The following is a 20,876-nucleotide window of genomic DNA, read 5'->3' as shown; positions in this document are numbered from 1 at the left end:
CCGGGTACAGTCTTGCTGCGCCCGGGCCGGTCGAAGGTCCCGCCGGGCGTCTCCACCCACCCCGATGCACGGGTGCGGTGGGCGTGCGGGTATCTTTACATGTCGTTGTGCGCTGCGGCGCGTAAGCGCTAGGCCCGCACAGAACCCACACGCAATGTTGACGACGAGGTAGACCCTTGCCCACGTACAGCCCCAAGCCCGGCGATCTCACTCGTGCCTGGCACGTGATCGACGCCGAGGATGTCGTGCTCGGAAGGCTGGCGACCGAGGTCGCCACGCTGCTGCGCGGCAAGCACAAGCCGACCTACGCCCCGCACGTGGACACCGGTGACTTCGTCATCATCGTCAACGCCGAGAAGGTCGCGCTCACCGGTAACAAGCGCGAGCAGAAGTTCGCCTACCGGCACAGCGGTTACCCGGGCGGTCTGCGGAAGCGCTCGTTCGGCGAGCTGCTCGCCACCAAGCCCGAGCACCTCGTCGAGAAGGTCGTCAAGGGCATGCTGCCGAAGAACAAGCTCGGCCGCGCCCAGGCGAAGAAGCTGAAGGTGTATGCCGGCCCGCAGCACCCGCACGCCGCGCAGCAGCCGCAGGCGCGCGAGATCACCAAGATCGCGCAGGTCGCGCAGTGAGTGAGGAACAGTCTGTGACCAGCACCGAGACCGAGACCCCCGAGGTCGTCGAGGCCACCGAGGCGACCGAGACCGGCGCCGTCGCGACCAGTGAGACCCCGGTCGCCACCAGCGAGTCCGCTGCCGCGCCGCGCCCGTCGCGGGCCGCCGGCGGCAACGCGCAGACCGTCGGCCGCCGCAAGGAGGCCGTCGTCCGCGTGCGGGTCGTCCCGGGCACCGGCCAGTTCAAGCTCAACGGCCGCACCCTCGAGGAGTACTTCCCGAACAAGGTGCACCAGCAGCTCATCAAGGACCCGCTGGTCCTGGTCGAGAAGCCGGACTCGTTCGACATCTTCGCCAACCTGCACGGTGGCGGCGTCTCGGGTCAGGCGGGCGCGCTGCGCCTGGCGATCGCCCGTGCGCTCATCGAGGTCGACGCCGACGACCGCCCGGCCCTCAAGAAGGCCGGCTTCCTGACCCGTGACGCGCGCGCCACGGAGCGGAAGAAGTACGGCCTCAAGAAGGCCCGCAAGGCCCCGCAGTACAGCAAGCGCTGATCGCGCCCCTGGCGCAACCCACCGGAGCGCCCATCCGTCCATCGGATGGGCGCTCCGGTGTTTTCAGGGGTGTTTCGTCTTCGCGGCGCGGAGCGACACTCGGGGGTGGCGGAAAGCGGTCCGCCCACGTCGCTAGGTTGTCGTGGTCATTCCACAAGGAGGTCGATCGATGGCACGCCTGTTCGGTACCGACGGGGTACGTGGCCTGGCCAACGCCGAGCTGACGCCGGAGCTGGCCCTGGCGCTGGCGGCCAGCGCCGCCCGCGTGCTCGCCGCGCACGACCGCTCGCACCGGCCGGTCGCGGTCGTCGGCCGCGACCCGCGCGCCAGCGGCGAGATGCTCGAGGCCGCGGTTGTCGCGGGCCTCACCTCCGCCGGGGCCGACGTCCTGCGCGTCGGCGTCCTGCCGACGCCCGCCGTCGCCTACCTGGTCGGCTCGCTCGAGGCCGACCTCGGCGTGATGATCTCCGCGTCGCACAACCCGATGCCCGACAACGGCATCAAGCTCTTCGCCTCGGGCGGGCACAAGCTCCCCGACGGCATCGAGGACGAGATCGAGGCCGGCCTCGCGGACGGCAAGGTTCGCCCGACCGGCGCCGGCGTAGGCCGCGTCCACGACGTCGACGACGCCCTCGACCGCTACGCCACCCACCTGCTCGGCGCCACGCCGCACTCGCTCGCCGGGCTGAAGGTCGTCGTCGACTGCGCGAACGGCGCGTCGTCGGCCGCCGCCCCCGAGGTCTACCGCCGCGCCGGCGCCGAGGTCGTCGCGCTGCACGCGGAGCCCGACGGCATCAACATCAACCAGCACTGCGGCTCGAACCACCCCGAGAAGCTGCGCGAGGCGGTCGTCGCGCACGGCGCCGACCTGGGCATCGCCCACGACGGCGACGCCGACCGCTGCGTGGCCGTCGACTCCGCGGGCGAGCTCGTGGACGGCGACCAGATCATGGCCGTGCTGGCCCTCGCGCTGGCCGAGGCCGGCGAGCTGGTGAAGGACACGCTGGTCGCGACCGTGATGAGCAACCTCGGCCTGCACCTGGCGATGAAGGCCCACGGCGTCACCGTCGTCACGACGGCGGTGGGCGACCGGTACGTCCTCGAGGAGCTGCGCGCGAGCGGCTACGCGCTGGGCGGCGAGCAGTCCGGCCACGTCGTGCTGCCGGCCCACGCGACCACCGGCGACGGCCTGCTGACCGCGCTGCGCCTGATGAGCCGGATGGCCGAGACGGGCAAGTCCCTGGCGGACCTGGCCGCGGTGATGAACCGGCTGCCGCAGGTCCTGGTGAACGTCCCGGTCGCCGACAAGGCGGCGGTGGCGGACTCCAGCGAGGTCCGCGACGCCGTCGGCGAGGTCGAGGCCGAGCTGGGCGAGGAGGGCCGGGTGCTGCTGCGCCCGTCCGGCACCGAGCAGCTGGTCCGCGTGATGGTCGAGGCCACGGCCCAAGCCACGGCCCAAGCCGCCGCCGACCGCCTGGCCGGCGTCGTCTCAGCGGTTTCCTGACCGGGTGACCACGGCCTTCGCCAGGCCGTGGAACACCGGGTGGGTCTTCCACCCGACTTCGGTGACGGTGTGGTCCGGCGTGAGGATTCGAGCGAGGGCGCGCAGGGCGATTTCGCCCTCCGCCACCGCCACCCGCGACCCGGGGCAGGCGTGCCGGCCGAGGCCGAACGCCAGGCCGTCGCCCAGCGGGACGGCCACCTTCTCGCCGGGCGCCAGCGGCCGGCCCGCGATCTCGGCGGCGGCCGTCGCCCGCCGGGCCGCGTAGCGAGTCGGGGCGATCTCCTGGACGAGGGCTCGCACCCCGGCCGCGCCGAGGTCTTCGCGCGGGGTCGTCACCAGGCCCAGCCCGGCCAGCGCGAGGAAGTTCATCGAGTTCTCGTACGCCGCGTGCGCGAGCATCACCGGCGTCACCATCAGCTCGTCTTCGCTGATCCGCCCCTCCGCGTGCGCGCGGCGCAGCAGGGCGAGCCCGCCGCTGCCGGTGTCGGGTGCCTTCAGGAAGAACATCGCCACGCGCAGCGCCGCGACGTCGCCGGCGGGCGACGCCTCGCCCGACCACACGTTCAGGTTGGCCGTGGTCTTCGACAGCGCCGTGAGGAACCGGTCGTCGAACGGCCCCGCGCCCAGCACCGCGGCGGCGACCAGCGCGGCCACCGGCCGGCCGAAGTCGGCGACCAGGTCGAACTCGGCCCGGTCCGCCAGCCCACGCACGATCTCTTCGATGCCGGCCCCGACCTCGGCGGGCAGCGGCTCGACGAGCCCGATGACCTCCTTGACGACCTCCCGCAGCCGCCGGTGGTCCTCGCCGTCCATGAACAGCAGGTTCGCGGGGACCGAGGTGTCCGGGCTCGAGCTCAGCCGCGGGTCGCGGAGCACGGCGGCCCGGTCCGCGCGCCCGTCCACTACGAGGAAGTCGTCCACCTCCGTATGATGCCGTGGTGCCGGACGAGGTTCCCGAAGACGTGCTGGCGACCCCGCTGACGCTCCGGCTGGCCGGCCGCGCCGCCGACCCGCGCCCGGCCTACACCCAGCTCGACTGCTCCGGCGGGGCCGAGCTCGCCGAGCGCACGCTGACCTGGGCCGAGCTGCTGGTGCGGGTCCGCGCCGTCGCCGCGGCGCTGCGCGAACAGGTGGCGCCGGGCGAGCGGGTCGCGATCATCGCGCGGCAGGACCTGTCGTACGTCGTCGCGTTCTTCGGCGCGCTCTACGCCGGTGCCGTGGCCGTCCCGCTGTCGGCGCCGGACCTGCGGGCGCAGCGCGAGCGGCTCACCGGCGCGCTGAACGACTGCGACGCCGCCGTCTGGCTGACCTCCGAGCCGCTGCTGGAGAAGGTGCGCGAGCTGGCCGGGGTGCCGCGGCCGCGTGCGGTCGTCGCGGTGGACGCCCTGCCCGGGGCCGGGGAGTTCCCGCCGGCCGCGGTTCGCCCCGAAGACCCGGCCTACCTGCAGTACACCTCCGGCACCACCCGGTCCCCGGCCGGGGTGGTGATCAGCCACCGCGCGCTGGCGGCCGCCTGCTGGCAGGTGTGCGCCGCCTATGCCGTCGATTCCGCGGTCACCTGCGTCGGCTGGATCCCCTTCTTCCACGACATGGGACTGATCCAGCTGGTCTGCGGGCCGGTGCACAGCGGCGGGCGGTCGGTGTTCCTGGCGCCGCTGGAGTTCGTCCGCCGCCCGGCCCGCTGGCTGACGATGATGTCGGCGTACCCGAAGACGCTCACCGCCGCCCCGAACTTCGCCTACGACCTGCTGGTGGAAGCCGTGCCCAAGGCCCGCCGCCGTGAGTTCGACCTCTCCGGTGTGCACGTCGCGCTGAACGGCAGCGAACCCGTGCGCGCGGCGACCGTCGAAGCTTTCCTCGCCGCGTACGAGCCCCACGGGTTTCCCCGCGGGGCGTACCGGCCCTCGTACGGCTTGGCCGAAGGGACCGTCTTCGTCGCCGGCGGCGACGGGCACGGGCCGGTCACGACGGAGGTGGCCGGCCGCGAACTGGTCTCCGCGGGCCGGCCGTGCGGTCAGCGGGTGCGCGTCGTCGACCCCGGACGCGGTGTCGCCGTGCCGGACGGCGAGACCGGCGAGATCTGGGTGCACGGGCCCAACGTCGCCGACGGCTACTGGCGGCGTCCCGAACTGACCGCCGAGGTGTTCGGCGGACGGCTCGACGGCGAGGACGGCTGGCTGCGCACCGGCGACCTGGGGCGCTGGGACGGCGAGCGGCTCTACGTCACCGGGCGGATCCGCGACCTGATCATCGTGGACGGACGCAACCACACCCCGCAGGACATCGAAGAGACGGTCGCCGCGGCCCACCCCACGCTGGGACCGGACCGGATCGCCGCGTTCGGCGTGGACGACCCGGCGGGGGAGAAGCTGGTGGTCGTCGCCGAACGCGCCCGGGGTGCCGTGGGCGCCGGGGTGGCCGAGGACGACGTGGCGCGGGCGGCGAGGCGGGCCGTCGCCACCGGTCACGACCTCCGCCTGCACGAATTCCTGCTGGTCAAGCCAGGTGCGTTGCCGCGGACCTCCAGCGGGAAGGTGTCCCGGTCGGCGGCCCGGACCCGCTTTTGGGCCAAACGGCCCCGCTGAGTGCGCGCATGCGTCACAATCGGTGGATGCCCGCCGCGGAGTACTTCGACCGGATCACCGCCCTCGTGTGCCGGGTGTTCGACGTCGACCCCGCGACCATCGACGCGGACACGCCGTTCGCCGAGCTGGGCGTCGATTCACGGCAGCGGGTCCGGCTGCTGGTGGAGGTCGAGGTCGAATTCGGGCTGGAAATCGACCTCGACGAGCTGGACCGGCTGGTCGACGTCCGCAACGCCGCCGAGGTGCTCGCGGACACCGTCGAGGGTGACCGGCCCGTGGTGCGGCTGGGGCAGCGGACCGGGTGAAGGCCCGGGCGGCCCGGATGGCCGCTCGGTACATTTTGTGTGCATGTGCGACGGCACCGCGGGGCGCCGGCGTGCGTCGTACTGGGGACAGTGCGGGCGAAGGGTTTCACCTACGAGGAGGGGGCGCTGGTCATGCCGGACGGCGGCTACCAGGCGAGTTCAGACGCGATGCTCACGGCGCAGACCGCGCTCGAACGCGCCGCGGAGAAGACCACCGGCCAGGCGGGCAAGGTGGCGCCCACCCCGTTGACCCAGCAGTCCTTCGGCCGCGTCCACGGCCAGTACTTCAACGAATACAAGGCCGGGATCGACAGCATCGGCGCGGCGATGAAGGGGTACGCGGGCCAGCTGACCCAGCTCGGCGGCGGCGTCGGCACGGCCGCGACGTCGTACTCCTCGAACGAAGAGCAGCAGGCGGCGGCCGCGAAGAAGGCGGGGGCGAACTGATGGCCAAGCCCACCCAGGCCGAGATCCAGGCCATGCTCGACGACCCGTACGTCACCGCGGGCACCAAGAACGACCTCCTGAGCTCGTTCATGTTCGGGAACACCGAGCAGGCCTACGCCAAGGCCAAGGCCGAACACGACTCGAACGCGCAGGCCGACAAGACGCAGAGCGATGCCACCGCGAAGGCGGAGAAGGATCTGCAGGCCCAGACGCCTCCCGCGGCCGGCGGTGTCGGCGTCACGAAGTCCGACGAGGTGCTCGACCTCGGCAACCCGGCGCTCGACTTCTTCGCGCAGTGGGCCGACCAGATCTGGAACAAGATGCCCGACTGCCCGGGCCCCATCGACCCCCAGAAGGACATCCGGGACAAGTTCCACGAGAACCGGGAAATCGACTTCCAGAAGTTCCTCGACGAGGTCGACGACATGACCAAGGCGCACGGGGTCGTCGACCAGACCCGCACCGACGCCACGAACTCGCTGAGCACGCTGTTCCACGACTGGAAGGGCCAGGGCGCCACGGCGGCCAAGGTCAAGTACGAGCAGCGCATCCAGCCCGACGCCCAGGAACTGCTGACGCAGATGGAGGGCATCGGGAAGCTCGTGCCCGAAACCATGACGCACATCTACACCGCGGTGAAGACCAAGGTCGACGAGGTGCTGAAGCTGCGTTCGGACACGGTTGCCACCGCACCCCTGTACATCGCGCGGCAGGTCGTCGAGGTCGCGAACGGCAAGGTCGACTCGAAGGACAAGCTGAAGGACATCGCGGGCTGGCTGGACTCGGTGTGCCCGGGCAACAACCTCCAGCAGCGGCTGGAGGACGACGACAAGGGCCTCAACGACGACAACAAGGAATACGCGATCGGCGCGGCGAAGCAGTGGCTCAAAGGTAGCTTCGCGGCCGATTTCGGGGGGCGTCACGACGCTTTCAACGCGCTGTGCAAGAACGCCACCGACACGATCAACCAGCACTTCCACACCCTGACGCGGTTCATGGCCGACTACACGAACCCGTTCCCCGACCCGGCGGCCGCGCCGAAACCCAGCAACGGCAACGGAACCGGCACAGGGACTGGAACCGGCACGGGGACCGGGACGGGCACGGGGACCGGGACGGGCACCGGTGGCGGCAGCGGCACCGGTGGGGGCGGCACCGGCGGCGGCGGTACGACGACGCCGTCGGCTTCCGTGCCACCGGCCACCCAGCCGGAGCACAAGCCCGGTGACGGCACCAACCCCATCACCGGCAAGCCGCTGGAAGTCAACCCGGACACCGGACAGCCCTACCCGATCGACCCCAAGACCGGCGCGGCGATCAAGGACGTCGACCACGAGAGCGTCACGGTCCAAAAGGGCGACAACAAGATCTCGATGACCGAGCCCGACCACGACGGCAAGATGGACGTCAAGGTCGACGACGGCAAGGGGCACCCGAAGGACTACAAGCTCGACTTCGACGACCCGAAGGGCGGCGAGGCCAAGGACGGCGCCGCCGGGGCCGACGGCAAGGACGGCAAGCACGGCGACTTCGGCCCGCAGGGCGCGAAGGACGGCAAGCCGGGGCCGGACGGCGCGTACCACCCGGGCCCGGATGGCAAGATCCACATCCAGGACGGCAACCTCAAGATCACCGCCGAGCGGCCGGACGGCCCCAACGGGCCCACTGTGGTGACGGTCGACGACGGCAAGGGTGAGCCGACCAAGTACACCCTCGACGACGAGAAGAGCGGCGACGCCAAGGCCGGCGGCCACGACCCGGCCGGCGGTCACGACAAGACCGGCGGCCACGACCCGGCCGGCGGTCACGACAAGACCGACGGTCACGACAAGGGCGCCGGGGCGGACAAGGGCGGCGACAAGGCCGGTCCGGTCGGCCTGGACGGCAAGCCGGAGAAGGTCACCACGATGCCGGCGACCGCCGACGGTCAGCCGGCTCCGGCGACCGCCGCCGCGACCGGCGGGTTCACCGCGCCTGGTGGCGTGGACGCCGGCGCCGTGACCGCCGAGGCGACCGCGGGCGGCGGCGGTACTGCAGCGGCCGGCGGTGGCGGCAGCGCCGCGGACGCGACCACGACGGCGGGGTTCGGGAACGCCATCACGGGCGAGAGCACCGCACTCGAACCGGGTGCCGCCACCGGGGCCACCGCGCCGGTGGCTTCGGCGGACGTCGGGCTCGGCGCCACGCCCACCGGGATGGACCACGCGATGGCGCCGGCGGGCGGCGCCTCGGCGGGCGGCTCGATGCCCGGCATGGGCATGATGGGCGGCATGATGGGCGGGACACCCGGCGGCGGCGGTGGAGGCGACCAGCAGCGCGGCCCGAGCCAGTACCGCGTCGAAGGCGCGGTCTTCGAGACCCGCGGGTCCGGCGGGCGGATCAGCGGATCGCTGGACGACGACGGCGACCGTTCAATCAGCTACGAGCGATGAGGGGTAGGCGCCGATGAGTGCTGCGGACAGGTTGGCGGCCGCGATGAACGCGCTGGCCATGGCCACCCGGGAACAGCAGGAACAGCGGGGGCTGCGCGAACGGCACGTCGAAGAGGGCAAGGCCGCGGCGATGGAGACGCTGAAGCGCGACGCGGCGGTGCACGCGCGCTACATCGAACGCATGCAGGAGCTGAACAAGCGGCAGCAGAAGTCCGGCGGCTGGCTGACCGAGAAGGCACTCGCCGACCGCGACCACCGGATGTCGTTCGGCCCCGAAGACGACGAAACGGCCCCAGCCGACGAGTTCGCGAGCTACGCGCGGCCGGAGCCGCGGCCCGAGGCGGCCCCGCCGCCTCCGCCGATCGCGCCGTCGGTGCCCGAGCGGCCCGAGCCGGCGCACGGCGCCGTGCCGGAGCCGCCGCCGTCGGCGGAACCCGCGCCGCCGGCACCCCGCCGCACGGGCCGCCACGCCCGCGTCGAGTCCTTCGACGACGACGACTTCTCGAACAACTCCTGGCTGGTCGACTGACCGTCCGCGTCAGTGCGCGGGTTCTTCCTCGCGCTCGATGGGGGCGCGCTTGACGTCCGCTTCGAGGAGGGGCCGGTACTTGTCGGTGCCGGTCAGGTGGGTGAGGAAGAACGCGGTGAACAGGGCCCGCGTGAGCTGCTGGGTCTTGCGGTGCGGCTTGCCGTGCATGATCAGCTGCGACCAGTGCTTGCCCTCGGTGACGCCCAGGTGGGTCGACTTGCCGAGGGTGCGCAGCTGGACGTCTTCGCCGCCCCAGGCGTCGGTGATGGCCTCGGCGTGCCCGACCTTGGGGGCGACGAGGTCCTCCTCGGCGGCGAGGTGCAGGCCGGGGACGGTGATGGCCTTGGCCGCCTCGGTGGCGGGCGGCATCGTCTGGGCGGCGGTGATGGTCGCGACGGCCTTGATCCGGGGGTTTTCGGACCGGGCGTCCTGAGCCGCGGCGAGGACGGCGGAGCCACCCCCGGTGGAGTGCCCGGCGAGGCCGAGCTTGGCGGGGTCGACGCTGATGCCGTCCGGCCCGAGCCGCACGGTGGTGACGACGTCGAGGGTGGTCAGCAGATCGGCGGCGAGCAGCCGGTGCGAGGGGAGCGGCCCCCGTTGGGTGGCGGGCGCGGCGGCGACGATGCCCCAGCTGGCGAGGTGGTGCAGCAGCTGCCGGTACCGATCGGGCGGCTGCAGCCACCCGTGCCCGAAGGCGATGGCGGGCAACCCGAGCCCGGCGCGTGGTGTGTAGACGACGCCGGGCAGCCCGACCAGGGCGAGGTTGCCCCGCAGGACCTCGTGCGGACCCGGGTGCGTCAACTCCGCGAGCAGCTGCTTGGGCTTGCTGGCCATGCCCGGAACCCTAGCGCCCGGCCGCTGGTGAGGCGCGCCCGCCGCCCGGCGCGCCGCCGCGGTGAGGAGCTTTTCGCGCGCCGGTGGGCTCGACCGCCCGGCGCGCCGCGACGCGAGCCGCCCGCTGCGGTGCTCGCCGCCTGCGGTGCTCGCCGCCTGGGCAGGCGTCGCCCGCTCGGGCGAGCACGGAGTCAGGAGACCGGCAGCTCGCGCCGCGACGCGAGCCGCCTGCTGCGGTGCTCGCCCCCTGCGGTGCTCACCTGCTGGGCGGGCGTCGCCCGCTGGGGCGGGCACGGAGTCAGGAGACCGGAAGCCGGAGAGCAGAACCGGCACTCCACCCAGCCCCCTCCCCCCCCCCACCCCGATCCGAAGCCAGAACACGGACGGCAACGCCGGGTCAAGGCATCTTTCCCGCCTTGACGCGGTGCTGCCGTCCGTAGTCACAATCGGGCGTCGGGGTGGCGGGTCAACGAGCACACACGTGTGGGTGACCCAGCATTGGTCCGGACCACCTCTCGCCCCATTCGCCCAGGTCAAGAGACCTTTCCGGACCCCGTCAACCCGCCAACCATCCCTCGTTAGGCTGGAGAGCGTGTGTGGAATCGTGGGATATGTCGGGCACCGCCCGGCTCTGGACGTCGTCCTCGGTGGGCTCCGGCGCATGGAGTACCGCGGGTACGACTCGGCCGGTGTCGCGGTCCTCGACGGCGCCGGCGCGCTGACCGTCGAGCGGAAGGCCGGCCGGCTGGCCAACCTGGAGGCCGAGCTCGACAAGGTCGGTCGCGAAAGCTTCACCGGTACCGCCGGCATGGGCCACACCCGCTGGGCCACCCACGGCGCGCCGATCGACCGCAACTCGCACCCGCACCGGGACGCCTCGCAGCGCGTCGCCGTCGTGCACAACGGCATCATCGAAAACTTCGCCACCCTCCGCGCCGAGCTGGAAGCCGACGGCGTCGAGATGGCCAGCGACACCGACAGCGAGACCGCCGCGCACCTCGTCGCCCGCGCCTACACCGAGGGCGACACCAAGGGGGACCTCCCCGCCAGCGTCGCCGCCGTCTGCCGGCGCCTCGAAGGCGCCTTCACCCTGGTCGTGACGCACGCCGACCAGCCGGACACCATCGTCGCCGCGCGGCGGTCGTCGCCGCTGGTCGTCGGGGTCGGGGAAGGCGAGCACTTCGTCGCCTCCGACGTCGCCGCCTTCATCGAGCACACCCGCGAGGCCGTCGAACTGGGCCAGGACCAGCTCGTCGTCATCACCCGCGAGGGCTACGAGGTCACCGACTTCCACGGCGACGCCGCCCAGGCCAAGCCGTTCACCGTGGACTGGGACCTCTCCGCCGCCGAAAAGGGCGGCCACGAGTACTTCATGCTCAAGGAGATCGAGGAGCAGCCGGAGGCGCTGGCCAACACGCTGCGCGGCCACTTCGAGTCCGGCCGCATCATCCTCGACGAGCAGCGCATCTCCGACCAGGACCTGCGCGACGTCGACAAGGTCTTCGTCGTCGCCTGCGGGTCGGCCTACCACTCCGGCCTGGTCGCGAAGTACGCCATCGAGCACTGGACGCGGCTGCCGGTCGAGGTCGAGCTGGCCTCGGAGTTCCGCTACCGCGACCCGGTCCTCGACCGGGACACGCTGGTCGTCGCCGTCTCCCAGTCCGGCGAGACGGCGGACACGCTCGAAGCCGTCCGGCACGCGCGCGAGCAGAAGGCGCGCGTCCTGGCCGTCTGCAACACCAACGGCGCGCAGATCCCGCGCGAGTCCGACGCGGTGCTCTACACCCACGCCGGGCCCGAAATCGGCGTCGCGTCGACCAAGGCGTTCCTCGCCCAGATCGCGGCGAACTACCTGGTCGGCCTGGCGCTGGCGCAGGCCCGCGGCACGAAGTACCCGGACGAGGTCGCCCGCGAGTTCGCCGAGCTGGAGGCCATGCCCGCGGCCGTCCAGAAGGTACTGTCCACTGTGGACCAGGTGCGCGACCTCGGCCGCCGGATCGCGGACTCGAAGGCGGTGCTGTTCCTCGGCCGCCACGTCGGCTTCCCGGTCGCCCTCGAAGGCGCGCTGAAGCTCAAGGAACTCGCGTACATGCACGCCGAGGGCTTCGCGGCCGGCGAGCTCAAGCACGGCCCGATCGCGCTGATCGAGGACGGCCTGCCGGTCGTCGTCGTGATGCCGTCGCCCAAGGGCCGCGCGGTGCTGCACTCCAAGCTCGTCTCGAACATCAGCGAGATCCAGGCCCGCGGCGCCCGCACGATCGTGATCGCCGAAGAGGGTGACGAGACCGTCCGGCCGTTCGCCGACGAGCTCATCGAGGTCCCCGCGGTGCCGACGCTGCTGCAGCCGCTGGTGTCCACGGTGCCGCTGCAGGTGCTGGCCGCGGAGATCGCCCGCGCCCGCGGGTACGACGTCGACAAGCCGCGTAACCTGGCGAAGTCCGTGACTGTCGAGTAGCGGGAGGCCTTCGCCGTGCAGGGAATCTGGACCACGGAACGGATTCGCGAGGCGGAGGCCAGGGCGTTCGCCGTCACGCCCGAAGGCGAGCTGATGCGCCGGGCGTCGTTCGGGTTGGCGGTGCAGATCGCCGACCTGCTCGAAGACCACACCGGCGGCGTTTCCGGCCGCCGGGTCGTGCTCCTGGTCGGCTCCGGGGACAACGGCGGCGACGCGCTCTGGGCGGGAGCCTTCCTCCGGAAGCGCGGGGTCGCCGTCACGGCGATCCTGCTCAAGCCCGAGAAGGCACACGCCAAGGGGCTGGCAGCGCTCAAGCGGGCCGGTGGCCGCGTAGTGTCCGCCGAGGACAGTCTACAGTGGATCAAACGGGCTGACGTCGTGGTCGACGGGATCGTCGGGATCTCCGGCAAAGGCGGCTTGCGTCCGGATGCGGCGAGGCTCGTCGAACTGGTCGAGGCACCGATCGTCGCCGTCGACCTGCCCAGCGGCGTCGACCCGGACACCGGCGCGGTCGACGGCCCCGCGGTGAAGGCGACTAAAACCGTCACGTTCGGCGCGCTCAAGCCGGTGCACGCGCTCGCGCCCGCCCACTGCGGTGAAGTCGTCCTGGTCGACATCGGCCTCGAGCTGGCCGAGCCGGACCTGCGAAGGCTCGACATCGTGGACGTCGCGGCGGCCTGGCCGATCCCGGGACCCGAGGACGACAAGTACACCCAGGGTGTCGTGGGCATCGCTGCGGGCTCGGCGACGTACCCGGGCGCGGCGGTGCTGGCCGCGGGCTCGGCGGTCCGCGCGACGGCGGGCATGGTCCGCTACGCCGGCCACGCGGCCGACGTCGTCCGGGCGCAGTGGCCGGAGATCATCGCGACGGGCACGGTCGCGGACGCCGGGCGCGTCCAGGCGTGGGCGGTCGGGCCGGGCATCGGCACGGGGTCGGAGGGTCGCGACGTCCTGCGGCACGTGCTGGGCCAGGGCGTCCCGGTGTGCGCGGACGCCGACGCGACGACGATCATCGCGAAGTCCCCGGACGTCCTGGACGCGCGCGACCCGGACACGCCGCTGGTCCTGACCCCGCACGCGGGCGAGTACGAGCGGCTGATGGGCCGCAAGCCGGGCGCGGACCGCGTGACGGCGGCGCGCGAAGCGGCGAAGAAGTACGACGCGGTGGTGCTGCTGAAGGGGCACGTCACGGTGATCGCGGCCCCGGACGGCCGGGTAGCGGTGAACACGCCCCGGGGCGCCTGGCTGGCGACGGCGGGCTCGGGCGACGTGCTGTCGGGCCTGGTGGGGTCCCTGCTGGCGGCGGGATTGGACCCGTGGCTGGCGGCGGCGATGGCGGCCCACGTGCACTCGCTGGCCGGGGCGATCGCGGCCCAGAACGCTCCGACGTCGGCATCCGGCCTGGTCCACGCGATCCCCGAGGCCATCCGGTCGATCCGCTCTCTAACGTCCTGAGAAGAGTTATCGAGTTCTCTGTTAACTCCGGGCGATAAATCTGGTAAGAATGCCGTGTGAGCGGCGGCACAGCATCATCGGGAGACCGGAAGACCCGGCCGTCCGATGCCGTCGTCGAACAGCGGCGGCAGGACATCCTCGACCACGTCATCGAGCACGGCGAAGCCCGCATCGACGACCTGACCTCGCGGTTCAAGGTCAGCCTGATGACCATGCACCGCGACCTCGACGACCTGGCCGAACGCCGCCTCCTGCGCAAGCTGCGCGGCAAGGTCGAGGCCTACCCGGCCCTCACCATCGAGACCGCCGCCCGCTTCCGCGACACGCTCCACCACGGCGAGAAAGACGCCCTGGGCGAAGCCGCCGCGAACCACGTGCAGCCCGGGCAGACCGTCTTCGTCGACGACTCCACGACCCTGCTGCCGCTGGTCAAGCGCCTCGCCGAGATCGACGCGCTCACCGTCGTCACCAACTCGCTGCACGCCGCGCGCCTGCTGGGCCCGAAGAACGACGTCGTGCTCGCCGGCGGCCGGTACTCGCCCGAGTACGACTCCTGCGCCGGCCCCGAGGTCCTCAACCTGCTCGACTCCATCCGCGCCGACGTGTCGTTCGTCTCGGTCACCGCCGTCGCGGTCGGGCGGCTCTTCCACCCCGACCGCGACTACGCCGAGCTCAAGAAGGCCGCCCTCCGCGTCGCGAACCAGAACGTCCTCGTCGTCGACCACTCGAAGTTCGGCCGGACCGCCACCTACGCGCACGGCGACGTCGGCGACTACGACCTGCTGATCACGGGCCAAGCCACGCCCACCGAGGAGATCGAGGCCGCGCTCAACGCGGGCACCACGATCGAGATCGTCGAACACGTCGCAGAGGGGCAGCCCTATGACAGCTGAGCTGGTCGCCGGCATCGACTCGTCCACGCAGTCGACCAAGGTCGTCGTGTGCGACGCCGAAACCGGCGAGATCGTCCGCACCGGCCGCGCGCCGCATCCGGAGGGCACCGAGGTCGACCCCGCCGCTTGGTGGGCTGCCTTCGGCGAGGCCACGAAGGGCCTGCTCGACGACGTCAAGGCCATCGGCGTCGGCGGTCAGCAGCACGGCATGGTCACCCTCGACGACGACGGCGAGGTCGTGCGGCCCGCGCTGCTGTGGAACGACACCCGCTCCGCGCGCTCGGCCCTCGACCTCATCGACGAGCTCGGCGGCCCGTCGGTCTGGGCCAAATCCGTCGGCTCGGTGCCGGTCGCGAGCTTCACCGTCACGAAGCTGCGCTGGCTGACCGACAACGAGCCCGAGCTCGCCGACCGCGTCGCCCGCGTGCTGCTCCCGCACGACTGGCTGACCTGGAAGCTCACCGGCGGTGACCCGGTCACCGACCGCGGCGACGCGTCCGGCACCGGCTACTTCTCGCCGTCCGACAACGCCTACCGCCTCGACGTCCTGAGCCACGCCTTCGGCGGCCGGACGCCGGAGCTGCCGACCGTGCTCGGCCCGGCCGACGCCGCCGGCCACACCTCGGATGGAGTGCTCGTCTCGGCGGGCACCGGCGACAACATGGCCGCCGCGCTCGGGCTGGAGCTCAAGCCCGGTGACGCCGTCGTCTCGCTCGGCACCAGCGGCACCGTGTTCGGCGTCGCCGAGACCGGCGCGGCCGATGTCAGCGGCGAGGTCGCCGGGTTCGCCGACGCCACCGGCCGCTTCCTCCCGCTGGCCTGCACGCTCAACGCCGCCCGCGTCCTCACCGCGACGGCGTCGATGCTCGGCGCGACGCTCAGCGAGTTCGACCGGCTCGCCCTGTCCGCCGAACCGGGCGCCGGGGGCCTGACCTTCCTGCCCTACCTGGACGGCGAGCGCACGCCGAACCTTCCCGGCGCGACCGGCTCCCTGAGCGGTCTGACCAGGAACAACATGACCCCGCAGAACCTCGCGCGCAGCGCCGTCGAAGGCATGCTCTGCGGCCTCGCCGCCGGCCTCGACGCCGTGCGCGCGCACGGGCTCGACGTTCAGCGCGTGCTGCTGATCGGCGGGGGCGCGCAGTCGGCCGCCGTTCGCGCGGTCGCGCCGCTGGTGTTCGGCCTTCCCGTGCAGCTGCCCGAAGTCGCCGAGTACGTCGCCATCGGGGCGGCGCGCCAGGCGGCCTGGGCCCTGGCTTCCAGCGCGGAACCCCCGTCCTGGCAGAAGAACCAGAAGCTCCGGCTCGAGCTGGACGAGCCGACCGAGGCGCAGCGCGCCGAGGGCCACCGGATCCAGCAGCGCCACCTCGAAGCCCGCGAAGCGGCGTACGGGGTCCGGCGGAATCTCGGAGAGGACTGACCGATGGCTTCCATCACCTACGACAAGGCGACCCGGCGCTACCCGGGTTCGGAGCGCCCCGCGGTCGACGCGCTGGACCTGGAGATCGCCGACGGCGAGTTCCTGGTGCTGGTCGGCCCGTCCGGCTGCGGCAAGTCGACCAGCCTGCGCATGCTCGCCGGCCTCGAGGACATCGACGACGGCGCCGTCTGGATCGGCGACCGCGATGTGACGCAGCTGCCGCCGCGCTCGCGCGACATCGCGATGGTGTTCCAGAACTACGCGCTGTACCCGCACATGACGGTCGCCCAGAACATGGGCTTCGCGCTGAAGATCGCCGGCCGCCCCGCGTCCGAGATCAAGCAGAAGGTCCTCGAGGCCGCGAAGCTGCTGGACATCGTGGACTACCTCGACCGCAAGCCGAAGGCGCTCTCCGGTGGTCAGCGCCAGCGCGTCGCGATGGGCCGCGCGATCGTCCGGGAGCCGCAGGTCTTCCTGATGGACGAGCCGCTGTCGAACCTCGACGCCAAGCTGCGCGTCTCGACGCGTACGCAGATCGCCGCGCTGCAGCGCCGCCTCGGCGTCACGACGGTGTACGTCACGCACGACCAGGTCGAGGCCATGACGATGGGCGACCGCGTCGCGGTGCTGTCGGACGGCCTGCTGCAGCAGTGCGACACCCCGCGCGCCCTGTACGACCGGCCCGCAAACGCTTTCGTCGCCGGGTTCATCGGCTCCCCGGCGATGAACCTCGTCACCGCGAAGCTGACGGCGGACGGCGCCGAGGTCGGTGGCGCGCGGGTGCCGCTGACCCGCGAGACCATCGCCGCGGCCGACGGCGACACCGTGACCCTCGGCTTCCGGCCGGAGGCCCTCGAGGTCGCCACCGGTGAAGGCACCCTGCCGATCAAGGTGGACCTGGTCGAGGAGCTCGGCTCGGACGCCTACGTCTACGGCAAGCTCGCCGAGACCGACGCGGCCGACAACAAGTCCAACGTCGTCGCCCGGGTCGACCCGCGCACGCCCCCCGCCATGGGCGACACGCTCAACCTGCGGATCCGCCCCGACGAGCTGCACGTGTTCTCCGCCACGTCCGGGCTGCGCCTGCCCTGACCTCGGGTCATGGGAAACTGGAGGCGTTATGTCCTCCAGTTTCCCCCGCGCCCAGGTCGACATCGACCTCGACGCGATCCGCCACAACCTCACCCTGCTGGGCGCCCGCGCGCCCGGCTCCGAAGTGATGGCCGTGGTCAAAGCCGACGCCTACGGCCACGGCGCGTTGCCGGTGGCGCGCGCCGCGGTCGAGGCCGGCGCCACCTGGCTGGGCACCTGCTCGCTCGGCGAAGCCCTCGCCCTGCGCGAGGCCGGGATCACCACCCGGCTGTTCAGCTGGCTGGACAGCCCGGACGTCGACTTCGCACCGGGCATCGAAGCCGGCGTCGACCTGGCGGCCAGCTCGCTGGGTGAGCTACGCCGCATCGCCGGTGCCGCTCCCGCGGGTACCCGGGCGCGTGTGCACCTCAAGATCGACACCGGGCTCTCGCGCAACGGCTGCCCGCCGGCCGCCTGGGCCGAGCTGGTCGAAGCGGCGGCCGCCGAACCGCGGGTCGAAGTCGTCGCCATCTGGTCCCACCTCGCGTGCGCGGACGAGCCGGACCACCCGGCGACCGACCTGCAGGCCAAGCGGTTCGCCGAGGCCTACGACGCCGCCCGCGCGGCCGGGCTGGACCCGAAGCGGCACCTGGCGAACTCCGCGGCCCTGCTCACCCGGCCGGACTTGCACTTCGACGTCGTCCGGCCCGGGATCGCGATGTACGGGCTGAACCCGGTGCCGCAGCCCGAAGACCTGCGCCCGGCCATGACGTTCCGGTCGGCGGTCACGCTCGTCAAGCGCGTCGAAGCCGGGGAGTCGGTGTCCTACGGGCACACCTGGACGGCTCCGCGCGACACGAACCTGGCGCTGGTGCCGGCCGGGTACGCCGACGGCGTGCCGCGGTCGCTGTCCGGCCGGATGGACGTCTGGCTCGGCGGACAGCGGCGGCCGGTCGCCGGGCGGGTCTGCATGGACCAGCTCGTCGTCGACTGCGGGGATTTCGAGCCGTCTGTGGGCGACGAAGTCGTCCTGTTCGGGGCGGGTGCGCAGGGCGAGCCGACCGCCCGCGAATGGGCCGACAAGCTGGGCACGATCGACTACGAGATCGTCACTTCGATGTACCGCCCGCGGGTGCGGCGCCGGTATCTGGGGGACCGCTCGTGACACCTTCACGACGACTGCTGGCCATCGCCGGCGGGGTCGGGGCCCTCGCCACGGGGACCGCCGCCGCCGCAATCGTCGCCGCGCAGCAGCGGCGGCACAGTGAGGATCCGTACGTGGACGAGCCGCTGGGGGAGCTGAAGCCCGACCGTGCGTCCACGGTCGCGGCCGAGGACGGCACGCCGCTTTCGGTCGAGGAGATCGACCCGGGGGACGGCGGAAAGCCCGAACTGACCGTCGTGGGGGTGCACGGCTTCGCGCTTTCGAAGCGTTGCTGGCACTTCCAGCGCCGTGACCTCGAGTCGCTTCGGCTGCCTCGCGTGCGTCAGGTGTACTACGACCACCGCGGCCACGGCTTGTCCGGCGCGGCGTCCGCGGGGAACTCGACGATCGAGCAACTGGCCCGCGACCTCGACGTCGTGCTGCGGTCGGTGGTGCCGGAGGGGCCCATCGTGCTGATGGGGCACTCGATGGGCGGCATGGTGATCATGGAGCTGGCCGCCGAGTTCCCCGAACTGTTCGAAGAACGGATCGAGGGCGTCGCCTTCATCGCGACCGCGGCGGGCGAAGTGGGCGCACGCGGGTTGCCGCGTTCGCTGCTCTCGAAGTACAACCCGCTGACGCGCGCCGCCGGCGGTCTCGCCGGGTGGCAGCCGGGGCTGGTCGAGTTCGTCCGCGCGGCGGGCGGGCAGCTGACGCGCCAGGCCGTGCGGCGGCTGGCGTTCGGCAGCCGCGACGTCGCGCCGCGGCTCGTCGACTTCATGCTCGAAATGCTGGAAGTGACGCCGGTGCTCGGGCTCGTTAACTTCGTCGACACCCTGGGCAGCCACAACCGCTACGCCGCGCTGGCCGGGCTGAAGCACGCGGAAGTGCTGGTCATCGGCGGCGATTCGGACCGGTTCACGCCGTTCTCGCACGCCGAGCGGATCGCGGCCGAGCTGCCCGACGCGGAGCTGGTCCGCGTCCGCGGCGCCGGCCACATGGTCCAGCTCGAGCAGCCCGAGCTGGTGAACAGCTATCTGATCGATCTCCTGCAACGCTGTTCCGGTGCGGACGGCGAATCCTCGTCCCGGCGAACCTGGTGGTGGCAGCGTTGAGTTTCGTGTTCCCGACCCCCGACGAAACGATGGACTTCGGACGGGTCCTCGGCCGTTCCCTGCGTGCGGGTGACCTGGTGCTGCTCGCGGGGCCGCTCGGCGCGGGCAAGACGACGCTGACCCGCGGCATCGCGGACGGCCTCGGCGTCGGCGGCCGCGTCAGCTCCCCGACGTTCGTGCTGGCCCGCGTCCACCCGGCGGGCGATCTTGGCGTGCCGTTGGTGCACGTCGACGCGTACCGCCTCGGCGGCGACCTGTCGCAGCTGGACGACCTGGACCTGGACACGGACCTGGAGCGCTCGGCGATCGTGGTCGAGTGGGGCGAGGGCTCGGCGGAGCGGCTGTCGGACGACTACCTGGTGGTCCGCCTGGACCGCCGCGAGGACGACGTCCGCGAGGTGACGCTGGAACCGCACGGCACCTGGGCCGACCGGGTTCCGGACCTGGTGCGGGCGTAGCGCCCGCACCAGGTAGCCGCTCTCAGCCGCCGTTGTACTGCTGGTAGGCAGGTGCCCGGAAGGTCCTGGTGCCGGCGCCCGCGATCTTGTCGACCGCGCGCAGGAACTTCGGCCCCATCTTCGCGCTGGCCTGCCGGACCGGGTGCGTAGCCCCGAAGTCCTCCGGGTTCGCCTGGCCGTGCGCGAACATCGAGTAGATCACCACCGGCTTGCCGGCGGCGTCGAACATGATCCCCGCCTCGTTGCGGCCGTCGTTCAGCCAGCCCGCCTTCGTGGCGATCCTCGCCCGGTCGGCGGACGACATCTCACGGCGGATTCCGTCGGTGAACGCCACCTGCGACCGCAGGATGGACAGCAGGTAGTCCGTCGACGCCGGGCTCAGCAAGGTGCCCGCGACCAGCGCCTTCAGCAGGTCGTGGGTCTCGCGCGGAGTGGTCTGGCCGAGGAAGTAGCGGTTCGGGTTGGCCACCGGCGTGACCTGGGTCTTGGGGAAGCCCTTGGCCACCAGGATCTGGTTGATCTCGGCCGCCGGAACGACGAGCCCCACCAGCCGGACGCACGTGTCGTCCGAGACCGTGAGGAACAGCGACAGGACGTGGCCCAGCGTGAACGCGCTCGGGTACGCCTTGTCCAGGATGATGATGCCGTCACCACCCGGCACGACGATGCTCGCCGGCACCTGGACCTGCTGGTCCAGCGTGAGCAGGCCACGGTCGATCTTGTCCATCAAGGTGACCGCGACAGCCACCTTGTTGACGCTGTACGCCTCGACGATCTCGTCGGACGCCACGTCGACGGCCGCCTGGTCGGCCACGCTGATGTAGGAGTTCCAGATGCCGCCTGCCTCAGCGGCCGCGGTGTCGTAGACGCGCTTCACCTTCTGCCTGGCCCGGTCCGGTGTGGCCGGGCTGGCCTCGATGTCTGCTTCCTGCGCGAACGCGGGAGAGCCGGTCAGAACGCTTCCGGCGACGACTGCGGTCCCCAAGCCGAACGCCGCTCGCCTGTTGAGTCGATACCCCATCGCAAGATCCAACCACGAATGGATGAACCCTCGTGAGTGAGAA

General features: G+C 72.1%; 19 protein-coding genes. 16 read left to right on the top strand and 3 right to left on the bottom strand.

Annotation, left to right across the window (positions count from 1 at the left end):
• The first annotated feature begins 176 nt into the window (after positions 1 to 176).
• The 3 genes from rplM (at position 177) to glmM (ending at position 2,669) form a co-directional block, all read left to right on the top strand.
• Positions 177 to 629: a 50S ribosomal protein L13 gene (gene rplM, locus ACZ7OH_RS09985; RefSeq protein WP_470280517.1), complete on the top strand. Its 453-nt coding sequence runs from the start codon at positions 177 to 179 to the stop codon at positions 627 to 629.
• 14 nt (positions 630 to 643) lie between these two features.
• Positions 644 to 1,165, top strand: a complete 522-nt coding sequence (gene rpsI / locus ACZ7OH_RS09980) for a 30S ribosomal protein S9 (protein ID WP_364284751.1) — start codon at positions 644 to 646, stop codon at positions 1,163 to 1,165.
• A 169-nt stretch (positions 1,166 to 1,334) separates the two neighbouring features.
• Positions 1,335 to 2,669, top strand: coding sequence for a phosphoglucosamine mutase (gene glmM / locus ACZ7OH_RS09975; RefSeq protein WP_470280516.1), 1,335 nt, complete (start codon positions 1,335 to 1,337; stop codon positions 2,667 to 2,669).
• On the opposite strand, the gene ACZ7OH_RS09970 is transcribed toward glmM, so the two are convergent.
• Positions 2,655 to 3,590 carry a cytochrome P450 family protein gene (locus ACZ7OH_RS09970; protein WP_470280515.1) on the bottom strand — a complete coding sequence of 312 codons (936 nt, stop codon included), beginning with the start codon at positions 3,588 to 3,590 and terminating at the stop codon, positions 2,655 to 2,657. The genes glmM and ACZ7OH_RS09970 overlap by 15 nt on opposite strands.
• 14 nt (positions 3,591 to 3,604) lie before the next feature.
• Between ACZ7OH_RS09970 and ACZ7OH_RS09965 the strand changes: the two genes are divergently transcribed.
• The 5 genes from ACZ7OH_RS09965 (at position 3,605) to ACZ7OH_RS09945 (ending at position 8,967) form a co-directional block, all read left to right on the top strand.
• Positions 3,605 to 5,254 (top strand): fatty acyl-AMP ligase, encoded by a 1,650-nt coding sequence (locus ACZ7OH_RS09965; protein WP_470280514.1) that lies wholly within the window; start codon positions 3,605 to 3,607, stop codon positions 5,252 to 5,254.
• Between the two features lie 26 nt (positions 5,255 to 5,280).
• The gene (locus tag ACZ7OH_RS09960) at positions 5,281 to 5,559 is read left to right on the top strand and encodes an acyl carrier protein (RefSeq protein WP_470280513.1); all 279 of its coding nucleotides are present in this window, start codon (positions 5,281 to 5,283) and stop codon (positions 5,557 to 5,559) included.
• Between the two features lie 90 nt (positions 5,560 to 5,649).
• Positions 5,650 to 6,006 carry a hypothetical protein gene (locus tag ACZ7OH_RS09955; protein WP_470280512.1) on the top strand — a complete coding sequence of 119 codons (357 nt, stop codon included), beginning with the start codon at positions 5,650 to 5,652 and terminating at the stop codon, positions 6,004 to 6,006.
• The gene (locus ACZ7OH_RS09950) at positions 6,006 to 8,438 is read left to right on the top strand and encodes a WXG100 family type VII secretion target (RefSeq protein ID WP_470280511.1); all 2,433 of its coding nucleotides are present in this window, start codon (positions 6,006 to 6,008) and stop codon (positions 8,436 to 8,438) included. Before ACZ7OH_RS09955 ends, ACZ7OH_RS09950 begins: the two co-directional genes overlap by 1 nt.
• Positions 8,439 to 8,451: 13 nt before the next feature.
• Positions 8,452 to 8,967: a hypothetical protein gene (locus ACZ7OH_RS09945; RefSeq protein WP_470280510.1), complete on the top strand. Its 516-nt coding sequence runs from the start codon at positions 8,452 to 8,454 to the stop codon at positions 8,965 to 8,967.
• 9 nt (positions 8,968 to 8,976) lie between these two features.
• Here the strand turns inward: ACZ7OH_RS09945 and ACZ7OH_RS09940 are convergent, their stop codons facing one another.
• Positions 8,977 to 9,801 carry a dienelactone hydrolase family protein gene (locus tag ACZ7OH_RS09940; RefSeq protein ID WP_470280509.1) on the bottom strand — a complete coding sequence of 275 codons (825 nt, stop codon included), beginning with the start codon at positions 9,799 to 9,801 and terminating at the stop codon, positions 8,977 to 8,979.
• A gap of 592 nt (positions 9,802 to 10,393) precedes the next feature.
• Here ACZ7OH_RS09940 and glmS point away from each other — a divergent pair.
• The 8 genes from glmS to tsaE are packed head-to-tail and all read left to right on the top strand — an operon-like array spanning position 10,394 to position 19,812.
• Positions 10,394 to 12,256: a glutamine--fructose-6-phosphate transaminase (isomerizing) gene (gene glmS / locus ACZ7OH_RS09935; protein WP_470280508.1), complete on the top strand. Its 1,863-nt coding sequence runs from the start codon at positions 10,394 to 10,396 to the stop codon at positions 12,254 to 12,256.
• Between the two features lie 15 nt (positions 12,257 to 12,271).
• The gene (locus ACZ7OH_RS09930; protein ID WP_470280507.1) at positions 12,272 to 13,711 is read left to right on the top strand and encodes an NAD(P)H-hydrate dehydratase; all 1,440 of its coding nucleotides are present in this window, start codon (positions 12,272 to 12,274) and stop codon (positions 13,709 to 13,711) included.
• Positions 13,712 to 13,767: 56 nt separating this feature from the next.
• Positions 13,768 to 14,604 (top strand): DeoR/GlpR family DNA-binding transcription regulator, encoded by an 837-nt coding sequence (locus tag ACZ7OH_RS09925; protein ID WP_470280506.1) that lies wholly within the window; start codon positions 13,768 to 13,770, stop codon positions 14,602 to 14,604.
• Positions 14,594 to 16,024 (top strand): xylulokinase, encoded by a 1,431-nt coding sequence (gene xylB, locus ACZ7OH_RS09920; RefSeq protein ID WP_470280505.1) that lies wholly within the window; start codon positions 14,594 to 14,596, stop codon positions 16,022 to 16,024. The genes ACZ7OH_RS09925 and xylB overlap by 11 nt, the downstream gene beginning before the upstream one ends.
• 3 nt (positions 16,025 to 16,027) lie before the next feature.
• Complete coding sequence (locus tag ACZ7OH_RS09915; protein WP_470280504.1) at positions 16,028 to 17,116, top strand: ABC transporter ATP-binding protein; 1,089 nt, start codon at positions 16,028 to 16,030, stop codon at positions 17,114 to 17,116.
• Positions 17,117 to 17,144: 28 nt separating this feature from the next.
• Positions 17,145 to 18,260 (top strand): alanine racemase, encoded by a 1,116-nt coding sequence (gene alr / locus ACZ7OH_RS09910; RefSeq protein ID WP_470280503.1) that lies wholly within the window; start codon positions 17,145 to 17,147, stop codon positions 18,258 to 18,260.
• Positions 18,257 to 19,354, top strand: a complete 1,098-nt coding sequence (locus ACZ7OH_RS09905) for an alpha/beta fold hydrolase (protein ID WP_470280502.1) — start codon at positions 18,257 to 18,259, stop codon at positions 19,352 to 19,354. The genes alr and ACZ7OH_RS09905 overlap by 4 nt, the downstream gene beginning before the upstream one ends.
• Positions 19,351 to 19,812: a tRNA (adenosine(37)-N6)-threonylcarbamoyltransferase complex ATPase subunit type 1 TsaE gene (gene tsaE, locus ACZ7OH_RS09900; protein ID WP_470280501.1), complete on the top strand. Its 462-nt coding sequence runs from the start codon at positions 19,351 to 19,353 to the stop codon at positions 19,810 to 19,812. Before ACZ7OH_RS09905 ends, tsaE begins: the two co-directional genes overlap by 4 nt.
• Positions 19,813 to 19,834: 22 nt before the next feature.
• On the opposite strand, the gene ACZ7OH_RS09895 is transcribed toward tsaE, so the two are convergent.
• Positions 19,835 to 20,797: a serine hydrolase gene (locus tag ACZ7OH_RS09895; RefSeq protein ID WP_470280867.1), complete on the bottom strand. Its 963-nt coding sequence runs from the start codon at positions 20,795 to 20,797 to the stop codon at positions 19,835 to 19,837.
• Between the last annotated feature and the right edge of the window lie 79 nt (positions 20,798 to 20,876).

Source organism: Amycolatopsis sp. NPDC114478 (assembly GCF_055633805.1).
The sequence above is the reverse complement of the archived record's forward strand: the minus strand, read 5'-3'. Positions and strand labels throughout refer to the sequence as shown.

Coding starts and splice junctions, on each gene's coding strand:
- glmM (WP_470280516.1), top strand. CDS start 1,335: ATGGCACGCCTGTTCGGTACCGACGGGGTACGTGGCCTGGCCAACGCC.
- ACZ7OH_RS09960 (WP_470280513.1), top strand. CDS start 5,281: ATGCCCGCCGCGGAGTACTTCGACCGGATCACCGCCCTCGTGTGCCGG.
- ACZ7OH_RS09950 (WP_470280511.1), top strand. CDS start 6,006: ATGGCCAAGCCCACCCAGGCCGAGATCCAGGCCATGCTCGACGACCCG.
- ACZ7OH_RS09945 (WP_470280510.1), top strand. CDS start 8,452: ATGAGTGCTGCGGACAGGTTGGCGGCCGCGATGAACGCGCTGGCCATG.
- ACZ7OH_RS09940 (WP_470280509.1), bottom strand. CDS start 9,801: ATGGCCAGCAAGCCCAAGCAGCTGCTCGCGGAGTTGACGCACCCGGGT.
- xylB (WP_470280505.1), top strand. CDS start 14,594: ATGACAGCTGAGCTGGTCGCCGGCATCGACTCGTCCACGCAGTCGACC.
- ACZ7OH_RS09915 (WP_470280504.1), top strand. CDS start 16,028: ATGGCTTCCATCACCTACGACAAGGCGACCCGGCGCTACCCGGGTTCG.
- alr (WP_470280503.1), top strand. CDS start 17,145: ATGTCCTCCAGTTTCCCCCGCGCCCAGGTCGACATCGACCTCGACGCG.